This window comes from Haloferax mucosum ATCC BAA-1512 (genome assembly GCF_000337815.1).
Classification (GTDB): Archaea; Halobacteriota; Halobacteria; order Halobacteriales; family Haloferacaceae; genus Haloferax; species Haloferax mucosum.
The window spans coordinates 325,337-340,884 of record NZ_AOLN01000001.1; the positions used below are offsets into that span (position 1 = coordinate 325,337).

The window sequence follows — 15,548 nt, forward strand, 5'->3', positions numbered from 1 at the left end:
TCGGCTCCGGATGCGGTCTCGTGTTTTCGTCTTCAAAAACGTCCGCGTCGGCGGTTCTCGCGCGCTGTCGGCTACGTGTCGAGGTGTTCGATACCCTGTTTCGAGACGTTCGCGCGCGTGACTTCGTCGTCCATCCACTCGGGGGCGTCGTCGTCTTTATCTTCGACCCACGCCCAGCCTTCGTAGATGTGCACCTTATCGGTGCCTCGCTCCCGGAGTTTCAGTGTCGCCTTCCCGTCCACGTCGTCGAGGCTTGGCGCGGGATGGAGTCGCCGGGCGGCCTTCAACGCCGCCTGCCGAGGGTACTTGCCGCTGAATACGCTCGTCTCTTCGCCGTCGTCCTCCACGAGGACGAAGTTGCGTTTGCCATCTTCTCGAACCATGAACATCTGTAGCACGCACGTCGAATTAGTAGTTCGTGTCAATTTGGGGGTTCGGCGGCGATTCGGACGGTGAATTCACGAGCGACGCGAGTCGCACGCGGTGGAATGCAACCGCCGCCGACCCGGTTCGTTCGGGATAGCCGGGACGGGTTACGTCGCCCGCCGAATCGACCGCCGACCGAACGACCGCGACGACCCGGTAGATTCGTTCGACCGTCGGATACGGTCGGACGCCTTCGTAGCCCTCGCGGAACGCGCGCCGAAGCGCGGACCCGTCTGCAACGTACCAGTCGGCGACGAGGTGTTCGACCTTCGCAACGCCGAGTCCGGGGGTGGCCGCGAGCGGGTTCCCCCAGTCGAGGACGGCAGAGACGGCGTCGTCTGCGACCAGCGCGTTCCCGGGCCTGAGGTCCCACGGATACAGCACCGCCGGGGGAGACGCCGGGAGCGACGCGGTTTCGACGGCGTCGTACAACCTCTGCCGAAGTGAATCGAACGTCGGCGGCAGTGCGTCGATGCCGTCGCGCGCGTACGTAGCAAACCACGAGCGCCAGTCGGTCGCGCCGTCGGCGTAAAACTCGGCTATCGAGTCGTCTCCGAACGTGTCGAGCGCGCCGTAGCCGTCGAACGAAAACGCGTCGTGGAGTTGGCCCAACCCGCGGCCGAACGTGCGTGCGACCTGCATCTGGGTCGCCGTATCGAGCGAGACGAACCGTTCGTGGAGTTCGTCGCCGACTGCGCGCTCGACGATGGCGTATCCGTGGCCCGCCACTGTTCCCGTCGCAAGGACGCGGGGAACCGGAAGCGACGTTCGCTTCCGAACCGCTCGCGCGAGACGGACTTCGAGGCGGAGCGACTCGGGGTCAGAGACGAGTTGCACGACGACCGTCTCGCCGTCTGCGAACGTCACGAGCGTTGTCCGCTTGTGGTTCCCGCTTCGCATCGGGGAGACCGCTCCGATGCGTTTCGTCGGAAACTCGCGTTCGACCGCGGCCGCGACGTAGTTCATGGAGGTATTGTAAGGATGACAACAACAAATATGCACCGGCTGGATTCGTGGGTCACGAGCGACACAAAATCACGTCGTCGACGGTGTCAATCAGTAGTGGTGTCGGGTGGACGGGACCATCGGCTCGGTGGACAACCCTATCGACGGTTACGGCCGCGCGTCGAATATCTCGCCAAACTCGTGAAGCGACCGAAGGACGTACTCAGGCGTGTACGCGCCCGGGTCGAGGTCGTTTGCTTCCGTGTTATCCTCCGGACACCACGCGGCGTCGAGACCGGCGCGTTGTGCGCCGCCGACGTCGAACTCCAACGAGTTGCCGACGTACAGGCTCGAATCGGGGGCGACGCCGAGTGCGTCGAGCGCCCGGTCGAAGGGGTCCGGATGCGGCTTTCGACGCGGCATGTCACCGGCGAAGACGACCACGTCGAACGCGCCGTCGAGACCGAGCGAATCGAGTTTGACCGACTGTCTGCGCTCCGGGCCGTTCGTGACGAGACCGATGTGAGAGCGGGTGCGGGCCGTCGACAGCGCCGCCTCCGCACCGGGGAGAAACGAGACGGCGGTGTGGTCAACCGTCTCGATGAATCCACGGGCTAACGCCGTCGTATCGACCGAGTCGCGGCCGTACTTCGCGGCCACGCGTTCGAACCCCGACGCGAGGTGTCCTTCGGGGTCGTCGGGGTCCGGTGGGTCGTCGAGGGCGGCCCAGAGGTCGGTCGGCTCGCCGAATCGCTCGATACCGGCGGCGGCGAACGAGCCGTCGTATATCGTCTCGCCGCTCTGGTCGTTCGTACAGAGTGTCCCGTCGAGGTCGAAGAGTATCGCGTCGAAAGATGCCACCGTCGAGTTACGACGGCGAGGAATAAAACGCTCGTCCTCACACGGGAGTCAATCGGCGTGGGCACTGCGGCTGTGGCTTCGGACCCCGAAGCGAAACGATTCGAACGATTCGGGTCGTCAGATGCCCTTGTCGAGCAGTTCGCGGGCGATGACGTTCTTTTGAATCTCCGAGGTCCCTTCGTATATCTGCGTAATTTTCGCGTCGCGGTAGAGGCGCTCTACGTCGTGGTCGTTGACGAAGCCGGCTCCGCCGTGAATCTGGACGGCCTCGTCTGTGACGTCGGTCGCAACGTCGGACGCGAACTCCTTTGCCATCGACGCCAACGCGGTCAACTGCCCCTCGTCGTTATCGACGCTCCACGCGGATTTGTACGTGAGTTGCCGGGCCGCTTCGGTCGCGGTGTGCATCTCGGCGAGTTTGTGCTGAATCGCTTGAAACTCGCCGATAGAGCGACCGAATTGCTCGCGTTCTTCGGCGTATTCGAGCGCCTGCTCGCAGGCACCTTTGGCGATGCCGACGGCTTGGGCGGCGACCGAGGTTCGCGTCTCGTCGAAAAACTGCATGAGTTGAAGGAACCCCATGCCGCGGGTGCCGACGAGGTTCGATTCGGGGACGCGTACGTCGTCGAAGATGAGTTCGGCGGTGTCGCTGGCGCGGATGCCCATCTTACCGGTGATTTTCTCGGCCGAGAAGCCGTCGCGGTCGGCCTCGACGATAATCTGCGAGAAGCCCGAGTAGCGGTCGTCCGCGTCGGGGTCGGTCTGGCACAGCACGACGAAGTAGTCGCCGACGCTTCCGTTCGTAATCCACATCTTGTTGCCGTTGATGACCCACTCGTCGCCGTCTTTCTCGGCGGACGTCCGGACCGACGTTACGTCCGACCCGGCCTGCGGTTCGCTGATTGCCGCACCCATGACCGACTCGCCGTCAACGATGGGCGGCAGAAAGCGCTCTTTTTGCTCGTCGGTCCCGAAGTTGATGATGGCCTCCGCGCCGAACCCGGCGCTCGTGATACAGAGCCCGATACCGGGGTCAACCGCGAACAACTCCTCTGTGACGAGCGCGTTTTCGAGCGACGTGTAGCCGACGCCGCCGTATTCGACGGGGAAGTGCGCCCCCGTCAGTCCCATCTCGGCCGCCTTCTGAACGATTTCGTAGGGGTACGTCTCGGACTCGTCGTACTCGCTTGCGACGGGCGCAATCTCGTTTTCGGCGAACCGCCGAACCTCGTCTCGGATGGCTCGCTGTTCGTCTGTGAGGTTGTATTCCATGATTGTTAATCACAAACCTATTCAATAATGTTTGTGACACTACAAACAACGAACTCTCCGTTTATACAAAATGGCCGATACCGGGACGTTTGAAACCGCTCCCTCAGTTTTTGGGATTTTTTTTATCGCCCGCTTCGTTTCAGGTGTTCAACTCCTCTTCGACGAGGGAGACCGCGTGCGAGACGGCCCCGACGGACGTGAGATGGCCCGCGCCGACCGTCGCTTTCATCGCCTTCGCGGCGCTCCCGCGGAAGATGCTCGGGCCGACCTGTGCGACCGCGCCGTCGCCGACAGAGACAATCCAGCCGGGGACTTCGAAGCGGTACGAATTGGGTCGCGGCGGGAAGTCGTTTTCGTCGCCGTACTCGTCGTGTTCGACCTGCGCGGCGATGCTCTTTGCGGCGGTCTTTGCCTCTCGGAGCGCCGCCGACGCGCTCGCGGGGACTGGTTCGCCGTCGGCGTCAACGACGCGGGCGGCATCACCGACGACGAAGGTTCGAGGGTCGATTCGGAGGTCGGCACGGACGGGCGGGCGCTCGCCGGCCATCGCGCCGTTGCCCGCGATGCCGCCGGTCCAGACGAGCATGTCGTAGTTGAACCGGCCGGTGTCGGTCTCGACGGTCGTCTCCGTGACCGACTGCACTGCCGTTTCGGTCCGGAGTTCGACACCTCGGTCGAGGAGTTCGTCGCGGACCGCTCGCTGGAAGTTTTCGGGGAACGACGGCGCGACCGTCTCCAACTGCTCGACGAGGACGATATCGGTGTTGGCGTCTTCTTCGTCGCGGAGCGCGGCGAGTTCGCCGGCGACTTGGACACCCGAGAGTCCGGCCCCGCCGACGACGATGGTGCCGCCTTCGTCGCAGTCGTCGAAAAAGCGGGCGCGGATGTCCGCGGCGTGGTCGAGGCGTTTGAGCGGCACCGAGTGCGCTTCGAGTCCGGGGATGTCGTAGTAGGCGGTCTCCGCGCCGAGACAGACGGCGCAGTAGTCGTAGTCGAGCGCGTCGCCGTCGGCGAGGCTGACGGTGCGAGCGTCGCGGTCGATGTCTTCGACTCGTTCAACGACGACTTCGGCGCGCTGGAGGGCGTCGTCGAGCGGGACCTGAATCGCGTCGGCGACGGCGGGACGCCGAATCGCGCGGTGAACTTCGTGTTGGACGAGGTGGTGCGGAGCGTCGTTCACCACGGTCAAGTCGGCGTCGGCAGGAAGTCGGCGTTCGAGGTCGCGGGCGAGCGTGAGTCCCGCGTACCCGGCACCGAGAACCAAGACACGCATGGCTGTACCTTGGACGCGACAGAAAAGAGCGTGACGGCGGTTGGTCCTTTAGAACAGGGCGTCCGATTCGTCGAGAATCTCGGCGGGACCGCCGACTTCCCACACGTCGGTTTCGACGTCGCAGTCGGCGACGACTTCCTCGACGCGTTCGACGTGTTCGGCGGTCGTGTTGACGTAGACGCTCGCGCCGGTGTCGGTCGAGAAGTACGCCGGAACGCCCGCTTCCGTGCGCAGTTTTCGAATCGCATTGAACACGGCGATGGTTCGCGGTTGCCAGTAGACCCAGCCGGCGGGACCGGTCATCGTCGTCGCCGCGAGCGACAGCGAGTCGTGTTCGGCGAGTTCGAAGGCGGCCTCGAAGTCGGCTTCGTAGAGCGCATCGCGCATGTCGTCGATTTGCTTGTGCATGTGCGCCATCCGAGCTTGGAACATATGGCTGTCTGCGGCCTCGGCGTGAGCCTGCTCGGTTTCCTTGTAGGCGGGCACGTGCGCGGCGACGACCCGCAGGTCGTCTTCGAGGTCGGTCTCGATGCGCTCGGAGCGACAGTCGGTGTCGTTCATCCCCGAGTAGAGGTGCGAGAACGCGCCCGTGACGGCGCGCGCGGCCGACGAGGAGCCGCGACGGGCAATCGTCGAGATTTCGGGACGCGTCATGTCGAGACCGGCGGCCTCTGCGAGCGCCACCGCGGCGGCGGCGAAGCCCGACGAGGACGACCCGAAGCCGATGTTCGAGGGGAAGGAGTTCTCGCTTTCGAGGCGGACGCGGTGGTCGAAGTCGGCGAGGTCGCGGACGTGTTCGACCACGTCGCGGATGCGTTCTGCCCCGCGGCCATCGACTTCCTCACCGCCGATGACGTAGACGTCCTCGTCGGCGTCGGGGAGGAACTCGACGGTCGTCTTCGTGTGGCTCGGCGCCGTACAGACGCTGATGCTGTCGTGATACGGCAGTCGAATCTCAGGGTCTCGCATCCCGTGGTACTTCACGAGGCCCTGAATGGGGTGGGCCTTGGCGGTCGCCTTCATGTACGAACGGCCGTCAGACTGGGGGTTAAACGTCCCGATAGGTGACGGCTCCGCCGACGCGACGGGGCGGGCGCGCCGCTCGGCGCGTCGTGGTAAGTGAACGCGCCAGCCGACAACCTGGCCGGCGCGGATGTACTATGGCAGGACGAGCACCGCCGTCTCGCCTCCGATGGGGATGAGATGGTGGTGTGGCTCGTACTCGATACCGCACGTTCGTCGTTCGTTACTCGCCGATTGTTAGGTCGTCGTGTTCGCTCGTGTCTTGTTATTCTACTCGCCGCTTGCTTCGGATTCGTTGCCGCGCTCCCAGACGTTTGTGACGCTCTCTCCGGCCGGTGGGGTGTGGCTCACGTCTCGCATCGTCGGTTTCGCTCGGGTGTCTGTGTGTTTCATTGTCCTTGCTACCTCCTACCACGATTTGAACATAAGGCTTTCGGCGATGTTATATTACCACTTATTAGCATATTAGGGTGTATGGTGGTGACTAACCGCGCATCCCGGACGCGTCTCGAACGAACGCCAGACGGACGGCGGCTCGTCGTCTCGCGGGACGTTTCAGCACCCGCCGAAGCGGTGTGGGATATTTTAATCTCGGTCGAACGGTGGCCCGACTGGGGACCGAGCGTCTCGGCCGTCCGCGGTATCGACGGCGTCATCGAGGCGGGAAGTCGCGGCGACGTTCGCGTCGGCGGCGTCTGGATTCCGTTCACTATCGACTCGTGTGCCGACCGGCGCTGGACGTGGCGAGTCGCCGGTATTCCGGCGACGGGACACCGAGTCGAGACGGCCGGCGTGGGCCGGTCGGTCGTCGCGTTCGAGATTCCGCCTCTCGCCGGTCCCTACGTCGTGGTCTGTGCGGTCGCGCTCCGCCGGATAGAGCGCCTTGCGACGACTGGATAGCCTCCGTAAAACCGGTGCGTGAACGGGTCGAGTCCTAGATAGAATCGGTCGAAGCCCAGTTAAAACGGGCCGAACAGGAACAACCCGACGGCGACGGCGAGAACGAACACGAGAAGTAAGACGAGCAGTCCCAACCCGGAACTTGACTCCTGTTCGTCGTCGACCTCCTGCATCGCTTCCTCCTCGTCGATTTCCCGCAGTACCTCTTCGAAATCGGGTTCGTGCGATTCGTAATGTTCGTCGATGACCTCGTCGTCGAGACCGGTCGCCAACAATGCCGCTTCGAGGTCGTCCATCGTCTCCAACGAGAGCGGCACTTCAACTTCGCTGGGGTCTACGATGAGTTCGAGTTCTTCCCGTCCGTAGTCCTGTTCTTCGAGTTGTTCGTCGGTTGCGAACGCCAACGCGAGCGTCTCTCTGGCGCGCACTTCGTCGCCGGTGGTCAGTATCGTTCCGTCGAGACCGCGGTCCTCACAGCGGTCCGCGAAGACCTCCACGGACTGCGGGTCGAAGTCGGCCGCGATATCGAGCCAGATGACTTCGGTCGGTTGTGGTTCGCCTTCCGGGGCCGCAAAGAGAAACATCTGGCCGTCGCGCTCGCTCCGCTTGGTCCGCGTCCCGCGCTCTGCCCGGACCTGTTCGACGACGCTCACTAAATCCTCGATATCGAGAAACGAGAGTACGTTCGACAACGACGCGTCGCTCATCATCCGGACAGACAAACGACCTCGGGATAAAGCTTCCCGCTATGCCCGGCAGATGAAGATAAGCGGGTTGACAGTGGCCGTACGGCCAGTCTTGATATGTCTGTCAGATACTAACAACTGAGTTGTAATTTATAATTCATACAATCTCCGCATTTTACTATAGGACGACACGTCTAGCGGTACAGTATCACATGAACCGACCAGTCGAAGGCGACGTACAGACGTACGAGCGGGTGTTCACCGTCGAGGATGTCCAAATGTTCGCGGACCTCTCGGGGGACGCACAACCGCGACACACCGAACCTGACGAAGACGGACGAGTGATGGTACAGGGATTGCTGACGGCGACGTTGCCGACGAAGTTGGGCGGCGACAACGAGGTGTTAGCCCGAACGATGGAGTTCGAGTTCCTCCGTCCCGTCTACACCGGTCAGCGTATCACCTGCACATCGACGTACGAGACGGTCACCGAACACGACGACCGATACGAGTTCACTTCAGATGTCGTCTGCGAGAACGCGGACGACGACGCCGTGTTGCGTGCGACCGTTGACGGGATTGTCTGGAAGGACGACTAGTTCCACGCGCGACAACGCGCCTCGTTTCCGGACGTGCTGTTGCTGTCCATACTTTTTCTCACTCGTTCGGGAACTGCGACTCTCCAGAGAGTACCAACGGTCCCCGGCGGGAGAAACACAATTGGTGTCGGTTCATCACTTCTGTTTTCTTCACGACTTCGGCGTGCGTCTGTGCCGTCATTCCGGAGTTGATGTTGAAATTTAAACACAACAACAGTCCGAGAATATTGGTAATGCTCGAAAGATATACCCAGTTAGGCACTGTGTATCATTCTAGAACGTGTCAATGATTGTGAAAACGAGCGGCGGTGATCCTCGGCTATGACCGACGCCTGGGATTCCGCAGGCTACATCGCAAGCTCCCGATACCGGCTGTCAGTGTGTCGGTATCTCTCGGAGCACGGCTCTGGGCTTCCGTCACGAATCGCCGCGGAGACCGACCTCGCACAACCGCACGTGTCTCGCGCGCTATCGGAACTCCGAGAGCGAGACATCGTCGAGCTACTTGTTCCCGAATCGCAACAAAAAGGTCGGTTGTACGGACTCACCGACCTCGGCGAACTCGCGTACGAACGCGTCGCGCTCGACCGAGAGGCTGAGATTACCGTCGTTGACCCCGGCGACTTTCCCGCTCCCGAACTCATCGACAAGTTGGTCTCGATGTACGAGGATTCGCTCCGCGCGGCCGCTTGGTGCGAGTCCAACAAGACGTGGGTTCGGTTCTTTTCACCGTCTCTCGCCGACCGATACGACGAGGAGACGATGAAGACGCTCGTCTCGACGCTCACGAACGAAGACGCAATCGACGACCCGTTGGCGGAGTCGTCGATTGGCAGTCCCGACCTCGTCGCGTTCACAATCGACGACGTCCTCGTCGTTCGCGTTCCGCTCGGCACCGACGCAACACTTCTCGTGTCTCTCGACGCGACGTTCGACACCGTACTTAACGACCTGCAAGACGCCTGCCAGCAGTTGACGGCCGCGGCACTCGACTCGTAAGTTCTGTTTTCAACCTCGGCTCCGTAGTGCGTAGCCGTGTCACTACCGAAGCCGGTCGTCGGTGTCGATGGCTGTTCAGCTGGGTGGGTCTGCGCTCGCGCGTCGCCGGACGGCGTCGCTATCGAGGTCGTTCCCGATTTCGAAGCCGTCTGTGACTTCGCCGTCGCACACGAGGCCGAACGCGTCCTCGTGGACATCCCAATCGGTCTCTCGGCGACCGACCGTCGAGACTGCGACAGGGAGGCGCGACACCGTCTCGGGTCGCGGGCTTCGACGGTCTTTTTCGCCCCCGTCCGGGCCGTCCTCGACGCCGACTCTCACGCGGACGCAAACGCTCGAAACCGAGCGCGGTGCGGTTCCGGACTCTCCATTCAGGCGTGGCAGTTAGTGCCGAAAATCCGGGACGTCGATTCGGTTCTCAGAGCGAGACCCGACGTGCGAGACCGCGTGTTCGAGGCGCACCCGGAACTCGTGTTCGCCGCGTTCGCGGGCGAACCGCTCGCCGAGTCGAAGTCTACGCAGGTCGGTCGTGTCCGCCGACTCGACCTGCTTCGGACCGCGTTTCCCGACGGCGACCCCGAAACGGTGTACCGAAAGACGCTGTCGCGGACGCTCCGACGCGACGTCGCCCGCGACGATATTTTGGACGCCCTCGCCCTCGCGGTGGCGGCACGATACCCCCTCGAAACGCTCCCCGCGAATCCGCCGCGGGACGCCGTCGGACTCACGATGGCGATTCACGTCCCCCGTTCCGAAAGCACGCCCGAGTAGAGTGATTGACATTCTAGCCATTGTTCCCAAAAGATATTGAAACACACCAGTATATGTCCCACAATAGTTCTCAATACGGTGCTAGAACGAAGATTTTTATTTGTGGTTCCCAATTTAATGGGTGGCGTGGCCGCTGTCACAGCCACGGCATAGCCAGCCAGCCCAACACGTGATTCAGTGTCAGCCTGCCAGTCGGTCGCGCCTCCCGCTCCCGCCTCGGGTTCGACATCCTTGCCCCGGATTTCGAACCCATCGTTTTGCCCCGGAGAGCCGACGGACTCTCGGCCGTCACCGTCGAGTCGCACAGCCCGAAGGTACATGTCAACCTACTCCTAACGCCGAGTATGTACTCCGGCAGGACGGACCAACCGTGCTGTCTCTGCGACGACCCCAAGACGGTCGCCCGAATCGCTGTCCCTCCGCGGGCGGTGACACTGATGCAGAACGCCAGTCCCATCGCGTGGCAAGATATCGTCGGCGACGTGACGCTCCAGTTCTGCGAGAGCGACTGGGAACTCGTCTCGGAGTTGGTCCTCGACCTCGACACGCACCCGCTTTCGCGCTGTAACGTCGCCCGCGCGGATTTCAGCCTCCGCGAGGACTTCGAAGCGCTGTTGAACAGCACCCGCGAGGAACCGGACCAGACAGCACAAGAACAGCGACTGCTCGCCGAGGCACGCGAGGTCGTCGCCGACGCGGACGACCCGATGGTCGAACGACGCGACCTCGTAGAGGCGCACGTCGTCATCCGCTCGCTGGCCGAACTCGGTACCCACCGGCGCGCCTGAGTGACTTCGAAAGGCGGGAGTCGCCCCGTCTCGACGAGCGATGCTGACCAGTCACGTTCACTTCTAATCGCCGTTCCTACCTGCCTGAATGTCCTGTTTCGAGGGGAACTGTATTTCTCCTCAGACGACGTATCAACTGTCAGTTGGGTTGGCCTCGCGGTCACCCCCGTGCCGATACTCGCGGTCCCGGACGCCATCGGCGCGTCACTCCGGGAGGTCATGATGAAGCGCCACCTCACGCTCTTGGTTACTGTACTGCTCGTCCTCGCTACCGTTCCGGCCCCCGGAGTCGCACAGCAGGACCCGAACAACGTCCCCGTGTTCCGCGCGTACGTGGTTGACCCGGTGGTCGAACCCGGCGTCGAGACGACCGTGCGAGTTCTCTTTGCGAACGACCCGGTCGATACCGAAGATGTCGCAAAGCCCGCCGAGAACGTCCGCGTCCGACTCGACCCGCGAAACACGCCCTTTACCGTCAAAACCGGCGACGTGTTCGTCGGGACGATGAACGACAGCGACACCCGCGAGGTCGGATTCCGCGTCGAAGCGCCCGAGAACATCGCGGCCGGCGAGTACACGCTTCGCCTCAACGTCTTCTACGAGTTCGACAACGCCCACCGCCGCGTCTACCGACTCAAAGTCCCGGTCCAAATCGAAGAGCGCGTCAGATTCGGGGTCGTCGGTGCCGACTCGACGGTTCCGGTCGGCGGCAGTGGGACCGTCGCGCTGACGGTTCAGAACACCGGCGAACTGGAGGCACGAAACGCCGTCGTTAGCGTGACCTCGCAGTCGCCGGACGTGACGTTCGACAGCACGCAGACCGCGAGTAGTTTCACCGACTCGTGGCCTGCGGGCGAAAACCGGACGTTCGTCTACGACACGACGCTCGATTCCGACGCATCGACCCGCGGATACGCCCTCGGCGTCACCATCGGGTACGAAAACCCCGACGGCGCGCGCTTGCAGTATCCCGACCTCGCCGCGGGGTTCGTTCCCGTCGCCGAACAGTCGTTCGGCGTCACCGACGTGACGAGCACGCTCCGCGTCGGCGAGGAAGGCAGACTCGAAGGTGTCGTGCGAAACGACGGCAGTACCCTCGCGCGAAACGCCGTGGTCCGTCTCTCGGTTCCCGAGGGGACCGCGACGACGACCGAGACCGAGTACGCCGTCGGCGACCTCGAACCCGGCGAGAGCGCCCCCTTCGCGTTCGACGTGCAAATCTCCGAGAGCGCGGACGCCGGGCCGCGACAGTTCACTGCGAGTGTCTCCTACAGAGACACCGACGACGACCGCCGGACCAGCGACGACATCGACCTCCGCGTGTCCGTCGGCACCAAGATGCCCGAGTTCGGCGTGACCGTCACCGAGGGGACCATCGCACCGGGTCGAAGCGGCGAACTCCGCGTGACCATCGTCAACGACCGCGACGAACTGCTGTCCGATATCTCGGCCAAGATATACCTCGACGGCCCGCTCTCGTCGGCCGACTCGGAGGCGTTCGTGGACGAACTCGCGCCCGGTGAATCGACGACGCTCGTCTTCGACGTGGCGGCCGCCGGTGGGACACTGGAGAAAGATTATCCGGTCGACCTCGACTTCCGGTACGAAAACGAGGCGGGCGAGACGACTATCTCCGACGCGTACCGGATTCCAGTTCGCGTCGAAACGCCCGACGGCGGCGGGGGGCTTCCGTTCGGACTCTCCGCGCCCATCCTCGGTGCGGCAGTCGTCTTCGCCGCAGTCGGCGGCGCGGGAGTACTCGTCGTCCGTCGCCGGGGACGGAACTGAGCCGTGGCCAGACTCGACTTCCAGCGGTTCGTCGATTGGGTGGACCACCGCATCGTCAACCGCTCGCGCCGCGTCATCGCCGTCTTTCTCGTCCTCACACTGGTATTCGGGGGCGGGCTGAGCGCGGTCGAGACCGAATCCGGGACCGAACAGTTCGCCGAGGAGGTCCCGGCGGAAGAGGCGTTTTCGCGCATCTCTGAGGAGTTCTCGCCGTCGTTCGAGGAGGGAACGGGGAGCACCCAACTCATCCAGCGCGCGCCGAACGTGTTGACGAGACGCGAACTCCTGCGGATGCTGGAGGCCCAAAAGCGCCTGTCTGACCGCGACGACCTCCGCGTCGTTCAAACCGCGAGCGCCGCGTCGGTCGTCGCCCTGTCGCTCGACCCCGACGCCGACACACTCGAAGCGCAGGTGAGGGCAGTCGAACGCGCGACCGAGCGCGAGGTCGCCGAGGCGGTCAGAGACAACGCCGAAAACGAGCGATTCACCGGTCTGCTCTCGGACGATTTCAACCCGACGACCGCGCGTTCGACGGCGACCATCGCCGTCATCACGCACTCGGTTCCGTTCGCCGACGAGGCGACGGCCGGGCAGGGTGGCGAAAGCCCGCTTACCCCGATTCAGCGTAAAGCCGCCCGGGTCGTCGCCACCGTCAGCGGCGATATCTCCGTGTTCGGGTCGGGCGTCATCGCCGACGAATTCGGCACTGTCATCACCGACTCGCTTATCATCGTCGTCCCCGCCGCGGTCGTGTTTATCGTCCTCTTTCTCGTCATCGCGTACCGCGACCTCGTGGACCTCCTGTTGGGGACCGTGGCGCTCGTGATGGCGCTCGTCTGGACGTTCGGGTTCCTCGGTCTCGCGGGCATCCCGTTCAATCAGGTCATGATTGCCATCCCGCCGCTTCTCCTCGCGGTCGGCATCGACTTCGGCATCCACGCGGTGAACCGCTACCGCGAGGACCGCATCGACGGTCTCGGTGTCGGCGAGGCGATGCGAAAAGCGACGGACCAACTCCTCGTGGCGTTTTTCATCGTCACCGGTACGACGGCCATCGGCTTCCTGTCGAATCTCGTGAGCAACCTCACGCCGATTCGGGACTTCGGCGTCGTCGCCGCCATCGGCATCGTGTTTACGTTCCTCGTCTTCGGCGTCTTCCTCCCGGCGGCGAAAGTCGAGATCGACCGTCTCCGTGAGCGCTATCCCATTCCGACGTTCAGCCAGTCACCGCTCGGCCGCGAGGGGAGTTCGCTCGGATCAGCACTTCGTCTCGGTGTCGGACCCGCACTCCGAGCGCCCGTCGTCGTGCTCGTCGTTGCACTCCTCTGTTCGGGTGGCATGATGTGGTATGCGACCGGCGTCGATACTGAATTCGGCCAAGAGGACTTCCTGCCACCCGCCGAAGCGCCCGCATATCTGAAGGCGCTTCCCGAACCGTTCGCACCGGGCGACTACAGCGTCGTCGCCGACATCGAGTTCCTCGAAGCCCGCTTTACGTCGTCACAAAGTGGGGTCGTCACGGTCTTTCTCGACGGCCGCGTGACAGACGACGCCTTCCTCGAAGAACTCGACCGAGTCGCACAGGACCCACCGGACACGTTCCTCGCCACCGACCGCCGCGCCGACTCGACGAGCATCCTCACCGTCATCGAATCCGAGGCCGACAGCAATCCCGAGTTCGCCGCCGTCGTCGCCCGACACGACCGAAACGGCAACGGCGTGCCCGACCGCGACGTGGTCGAAGTGTACGATGCGTTGTTCGCCACCGAATCGGCCGACCGCGCCGCGCAGTATCTCGCCGACGACTACCGGAGTTCGCGGGTTGACTACCGCGTCCGCGCCGACGCCGACGACGACGCCGTCGTCGCCGATGCCAGCGACGTCGCCGAGCGATTCCGGACCGCGGGAACCGCCACGGGAACCGTCGTCGTCTTCTCGGCCATCTCGGACCTCATCCTCGATTCGGCCGTCCAGAGTCTCGCTCTCTCTATGGCCGGGACCGGTCTGTTCCTGTTGTTCATCTACTGGTGGCTCGAACGCCGTCCCTCGCTCGCGCTCGCAAACCTCGTTCCTATCCTCGTCGCCGTCACCTTCGTCGCGGGCACGATGCGCCTGTCTGGAATCCCCTTTAACGCCTTCACCGCGACGGTGCTCGCGTTGACAATCGGGCTCGGCGTGGACTACTCGGTCCACATCGTCCACCGATTTATCGACGAGCGCACCGAACACGACCTCGAAACCGCGCTCGACAGAACGGTTCGCGGCACGGGCGGCGCACTCGCCGGAAGCATGCTCACGACCGTCTTCGGTCTCGGCGTGCTCGTGCTCGCGGTGCTCTCGATTCTCGGGCAGTTCGGCCTGCTCACTGCCGCGAGCATCGTCTATTCGTTCCTCGCCTCGTTGCTGGTGTTACCCTCCGCGTTGGTGCTTTGGGACCGCTTCAGCGGCAACGACCCGCTCGTCCCGCTCGGCGGCGTCGATGTCGATGACGCTGACACCCCAGCCGTCTCGGCGGCCGACTAACCGGCGCGTTCCGTTTCTGGCCGCCGGTCACACGGCGCTTCCCACGCCGAACAGTCGCGTCGTTCCCCACGTCAGCACGACGATACCGACGATGAAGGCGGCTAACGCGCCCATCATCGGGAACGGGTCGAGCGTCGGCCCACCGAGAAACGGCCCGCGGACGATGAGAAACGAGGTGCCCATCGAGAGTCCGAGACCGACGCTCGTGATGAGCGTGAAAAACAGTTTTGCGACGCCGACACCGCGCGTGTCGCTCCGGAAGTCCATGCGGCTACATCCCACAGAGCACTGCTTGAACGATTTGGCCGTCTGGCTGATGTTACCGCTCGCACGACACGAGACGAAGCGGCCGCGACGCGGATGTTACCGTTCGATTCGGAATCCGGTTTCGCCCTCGGGCGACTCGTAGGTAACCGTCACGTCGGAGACGCTCGCCATCGGGCTTCCGTCGTGGCACCACTCGACCATCGACTCTACGTCGTCGCGCGGCCCCTCGAAGACGGCTTCGACGCGGCCGTCGGAGAGGTTCTTGACCCAGCCATCGACGCCGAGGTCGCGGGCGGTGTCACGGGTCGTCGCGCGGTAGTAGACGCCCTGTACCTGACCGGACACGTACACGTGCGCACGTGTTCGCGTACTATCGCTCATACGCCGACGATTCGTCAGCCGACGGCAAAGGCGTGGCGTCTGGCGG

General features: G+C 63.6%; 17 protein-coding genes. 7 read left to right on the forward strand and 10 right to left on the reverse strand.

Annotated elements, in window-relative coordinates; genetic code table 11:
* Nucleotides 1-71: 71 nt before the first annotated feature.
* The 7 genes from C440_RS01535 to C440_RS18110 all read right to left on the reverse strand — a co-directional run bounded on the left by C440_RS01535 (nt 72) and on the right by C440_RS18110 (nt 6,193).
* Complete coding sequence (locus C440_RS01535) at nt 72-383, reverse strand: non-histone chromosomal MC1 family protein (protein WP_008317579.1); 312 nt, start codon at nt 381-383, stop codon at nt 72-74.
* Between the two features lie 25 nt (nt 384-408).
* On the reverse strand, nt 409-1,392 hold the full coding sequence (locus C440_RS01540) for a phosphotransferase family protein (protein WP_008317580.1): 984 nt from the start codon (nt 1,390-1,392) through the stop codon (nt 409-411).
* A 147-nt stretch (nt 1,393-1,539) separates the two neighbouring features.
* Nucleotides 1,540-2,232, reverse strand: coding sequence for an HAD family hydrolase (locus tag C440_RS01545; protein ID WP_008317581.1), 693 nt, complete (start codon nt 2,230-2,232; stop codon nt 1,540-1,542).
* Nucleotides 2,233-2,349: 117 nt separating this feature from the next.
* Nucleotides 2,350-3,504 (reverse strand): acyl-CoA dehydrogenase family protein, encoded by a 1,155-nt coding sequence (locus C440_RS01550; RefSeq protein WP_008317582.1) that lies wholly within the window; start codon nt 3,502-3,504, stop codon nt 2,350-2,352.
* Between the two features lie 139 nt (nt 3,505-3,643).
* Nucleotides 3,644-4,777, reverse strand: coding sequence for an NAD(P)/FAD-dependent oxidoreductase (locus tag C440_RS01555; protein ID WP_008317583.1), 1,134 nt, complete (start codon nt 4,775-4,777; stop codon nt 3,644-3,646).
* 48 nt (nt 4,778-4,825) lie between these two features.
* Nucleotides 4,826-5,800: a phosphomevalonate decarboxylase MvaD gene (gene mvaD / locus C440_RS01560; protein ID WP_008317584.1), complete on the reverse strand. Its 975-nt coding sequence runs from the start codon at nt 5,798-5,800 to the stop codon at nt 4,826-4,828.
* A 270-nt stretch (nt 5,801-6,070) separates the two neighbouring features.
* A complete protein-coding gene (locus tag C440_RS18110; RefSeq protein WP_008317586.1) occupies nt 6,071-6,193 on the reverse strand; it encodes a hypothetical protein in 123 nt (40 codons plus the stop codon).
* An 81-nt stretch (nt 6,194-6,274) separates the two neighbouring features.
* Between C440_RS18110 and C440_RS01565 the strand changes: the two genes are divergently transcribed.
* Nucleotides 6,275-6,700, forward strand: coding sequence for an SRPBCC family protein (locus C440_RS01565; RefSeq protein WP_008317594.1), 426 nt, complete (start codon nt 6,275-6,277; stop codon nt 6,698-6,700).
* A 59-nt stretch (nt 6,701-6,759) separates the two neighbouring features.
* Here C440_RS01565 and C440_RS01570 read toward each other — a convergent pair whose 3' ends face one another.
* Nucleotides 6,760-7,407 carry a hypothetical protein gene (locus C440_RS01570; protein WP_049915138.1) on the reverse strand — a complete coding sequence of 216 codons (648 nt, stop codon included), beginning with the start codon at nt 7,405-7,407 and terminating at the stop codon, nt 6,760-6,762.
* A 191-nt stretch (nt 7,408-7,598) separates the two neighbouring features.
* On the opposite strand from C440_RS01570, the gene C440_RS01575 reads away from it, so the two are divergent.
* The 6 genes from C440_RS01575 to C440_RS01600 all read left to right on the forward strand — a co-directional run bounded on the left by C440_RS01575 (nt 7,599) and on the right by C440_RS01600 (nt 14,854).
* Complete coding sequence (locus C440_RS01575) at nt 7,599-7,985, forward strand: MaoC/PaaZ C-terminal domain-containing protein (protein WP_008317598.1); 387 nt, start codon at nt 7,599-7,601, stop codon at nt 7,983-7,985.
* Between the two features lie 321 nt (nt 7,986-8,306).
* The gene (locus C440_RS01580; protein ID WP_008317600.1) at nt 8,307-8,984 is read left to right on the forward strand and encodes a winged helix-turn-helix domain-containing protein; all 678 of its coding nucleotides are present in this window, start codon (nt 8,307-8,309) and stop codon (nt 8,982-8,984) included.
* Between the two features lie 36 nt (nt 8,985-9,020).
* Complete coding sequence (locus C440_RS01585) at nt 9,021-9,755, forward strand: DUF429 domain-containing protein (protein ID WP_008317602.1); 735 nt, start codon at nt 9,021-9,023, stop codon at nt 9,753-9,755.
* A 344-nt stretch (nt 9,756-10,099) separates the two neighbouring features.
* Nucleotides 10,100-10,543 carry a hypothetical protein gene (locus C440_RS01590; protein ID WP_049915110.1) on the forward strand — a complete coding sequence of 148 codons (444 nt, stop codon included), beginning with the start codon at nt 10,100-10,102 and terminating at the stop codon, nt 10,541-10,543.
* A 168-nt stretch (nt 10,544-10,711) separates the two neighbouring features.
* Entirely contained in the window at nt 10,712-12,331 is a 1,620-nt protein-coding gene (locus C440_RS01595) for a COG1361 S-layer family protein (RefSeq protein WP_008317608.1), read from the forward strand.
* 3 nt (nt 12,332-12,334) lie between these two features.
* Nucleotides 12,335-14,854: an efflux RND transporter permease subunit gene (locus tag C440_RS01600; protein ID WP_008317610.1), complete on the forward strand. Its 2,520-nt coding sequence runs from the start codon at nt 12,335-12,337 to the stop codon at nt 14,852-14,854.
* 27 nt (nt 14,855-14,881) lie between these two features.
* Here C440_RS01600 and C440_RS01605 read toward each other — a convergent pair whose 3' ends face one another.
* Nucleotides 14,882-15,121, reverse strand: coding sequence for a hypothetical protein (locus C440_RS01605; protein WP_008317612.1), 240 nt, complete (start codon nt 15,119-15,121; stop codon nt 14,882-14,884).
* Nucleotides 15,122-15,217: 96 nt separating this feature from the next.
* The gene (locus C440_RS01610) at nt 15,218-15,502 is read right to left on the reverse strand and encodes an acylphosphatase (protein ID WP_008317613.1); all 285 of its coding nucleotides are present in this window, start codon (nt 15,500-15,502) and stop codon (nt 15,218-15,220) included.
* Nucleotides 15,503-15,548: the final 46 nt, after the last annotated feature.